A 2,927-nucleotide genomic window follows, 5' to 3' on the forward strand; every position below is an offset into this window, starting at 1 on the left:
TACTGTGGGCATAGAAGCACTAATCCGTGGAAAACCTGTCCTTGTATTTGGTGCAGCTAAATATCGGGGTGCAAAAGGGGTTTTCGCAGTAAACTCAATGAGTGAAATTAAGTCGGCATTACAACAGATCGAAGATGGATTTACCATGCCCAGTGACAGCGAGTTATTACAATATTTTGAATGGGTGAATAATAATTCATTTGCTATGACAACGGCAAGTAGTCAAAGCTTTATTAAAGCAATAAAAATAGCAATTACTATTAATAAATAATTGAGTATTTAATTTGTAGAAATACAACGAATCTGGGTTACATCATGCAGTGGGTACAGACGTTGAAATATCCTGCCAAAATGCGGAGGCTCATGTTTGGCATCGAGATATAATGGATTGCAATCGGTCATCCGCAAATCTATTGTATCTTTCTAGTTGCTTCTAACATAATCTTATATAATTAAGCAATAGGGATATCGAGGAGAAATTATACATGTGCGGCATTATCGGATTCAACTTCGAAGATAGATCCCTAGCCCAGCGGATGTGCGACATTATGGTACATCGCGGACCGGATGGCGAGGGATACTATCTCAATAAGAATATCACCCTGGGACACCGGCGCCTGAGCATCATCGATCTCCACACAGGCGATCAGCCGATGTATAATGAGGATGGATCGGTTGTTATCGTCTATAATGGGGAGATTTATAACTTCCTTGAGCTCCGTTCATCTCTTGAGACCCGTGGTCATAGGTTCACAACAGAATCTGATACCGAAGTGATCATCCACGCATATGAAGAATATGGATACGACTGCGTGAAACTCTTCAATGGGATGTTCGCCTTCGCCTTGTATGATGCAGCAAAGGAGGAACTCTTCCTTGCACGGGATCGATGCGGAGTGAAGCCCCTCCATTATACTATGCTCAGTGATGGGACGTTTCTCTTTGGATCAGAGATCAAGTCCATACTCCAGTACAAACGTGTCCCAGTTGCAATGGACCCTGATTCACTCCATTTCATCATTAATCTCCGGTACATCCCCGGCGAGAAGACGATGTTCAGGGGGATCAAACGGCTCCTTCCTGGGCATTCTATGATTCTTCATAAGAATCAGCTGACTATTCAGAAGTACTGGGAGCCTTCTCCGAATCCCGGGAACGGGTCGGAAGAATATTATATCAAAACTCTCAGGAAATGTCTTGAAGAATCAGTTCAGCGGCACCTTATCAGCGACGTTCCTGTCGGGATCATGTTGTCCGGCGGGATAGACAGCAGTTCAGTAGTTGCCCTTGCCTGCCAGATGATGGATGAACCGCCAAAGACGTTCTGCATGGGTTTCGGCCATGCAAATGATGAAAACTGTGATGCGCGTCTCGTTGCCGAACATTTCGGAACAGATCACCATGAGCTGATCGTTGACGATCATCTGCTCCGGGATTATCCAAAGATGATCTGGTATGCAGATGAGCCGAAGCGGAATCTCTATCCATTCTATATCTCAGAGATGGTCGGGCAGCATGTCAAAACAGCGCTTGGAGGTCTGGGTGCAGATGAGCTCTTTGGAGGGTATATCTTCAAGTATGATTTCGCGCGCGGAATAGAGGATATCCGGAGAAAGACCTTTTATGAAACTAAAAGGGATATCGAATCGATTGCCGATCGATTAATCCGATTCCAGATCCACTATGGTAATATCGTGGAAGACGGCCATCTCGACTATCTGGAGATGATCCGCCATATCAACAGCGATGCTGATCTCTACCTCATCACCCAGACACAGGATAAGGTGTTCCAGAGCGATTATCTTGAAAAGATATATGGCGAACATATGCTGGTTGAAGATCTCACGCCTATTCGCGAGATCTATCGGCCATTTTTTGCGAATCATAAACCATTCCTGGATAATCTGATGCTTGCTGATTTCCGTGAGAAGATGATTGATGATTTCCTTCTTGTTGACGATCGGATGAGCATGGCACACTCGGTCGAGAGCCGGGTACCATTCCTGGATACAAACCTTGTGGACTTTGCGCTCACCATTCCGACATCATTGAAGACAAAGGATCCGGGAGGAAAGCATCTCCTGAAGATGGCAATGAAGGATCTCCTGCCAAAAGAGGTTCTCATGAAGAAGAAGCAGGGTTTTGCCAGTGGCACCTATGATACATATCTGAAGGAAGGAAGAGAGATGGCAGAGAATGTGCTTTGTGATGGAGCCCTTGTCAGGGAAGGGTTTATCAAGAAGGATTACCTTGAGAAAATTTTACGGGCAATTCCAAATCCAAGGCTGGATATGCATTATGGGGTGTTGTGGAATATGTTAGCATGTGAGATATGGTATGGGATGTATATAAATACTGATCAAAAAACATGTGTGAAATAAATACTTAATTAACGGATTAATTACTAGAGGTGGTTCTGATTTCATATGATATCATTGATTGTCACGCACATATAACTGCATCTGGAAAGTGGTTTAATACCCCTTTTGAAGCTTCTTATGAGATTTTAAAGAAAAATATGGATCTGATCGGCATTCAGAAAACGATATTAATTCCTTTTACATCAATTTCTCGTGAAGATCTCTTTTTTTGTCTTGAAATAGCAAAAAAAGAGCCTGATAAGTTTGCTGTTGCACCCCAGATTGAGTTACAAGATATTGATTTGCTTGAGGGGTATGAAAAGTATATTGTTGGTTTGAAAGTTCATCCACGATTTAATAATTCTAAACCTGATTCTCCTGCAATATATCAACTTCTTGATCATGCCTCTGATATAGAAAAGCCTGTAATTTTTTGTACCTATTTACACAGTACAAGTGTACCTCTACGATATCTTGAACCATTTGTTTATGACGAATTAGCGAAGAAATATCCTGATGTAGTCTTTGTTCTTGCTCATTCTTGCTGGCCACGTCTGCTTGATGCAT

Annotated in this window: 3 protein-coding genes; all 3 read left to right on the top strand. The window is 42.6% G+C overall.

What is annotated here, in order from left to right; all coding sequences use genetic code 11:
- Nucleotides 1–271: hypothetical protein (locus tag QCH34_RS10000; RefSeq protein ID WP_300333596.1), on the top strand; the 271-nt coding region annotated here is incomplete at its 5' end.
- 214 nt (nt 272–485) lie between these two features.
- A complete protein-coding gene (gene asnB / locus QCH34_RS10005; RefSeq protein ID WP_300333599.1) occupies nt 486–2,381 on the top strand; it encodes an asparagine synthase (glutamine-hydrolyzing) in 1,896 nt (631 codons plus the stop codon).
- Between the two features lie 29 nt (nt 2,382–2,410).
- On the top strand, nt 2,411–2,927 hold a 517-nt coding region (locus QCH34_RS10010), incomplete at its 3' end, for an amidohydrolase family protein (RefSeq protein WP_300333603.1).

The sequence above is a fragment of the Methanocalculus sp. genome (assembly GCF_029762515.1).
In the GTDB taxonomy this organism is placed as follows: domain Archaea; phylum Halobacteriota; class Methanomicrobia; order Methanomicrobiales; family Methanocorpusculaceae; genus Methanocalculus.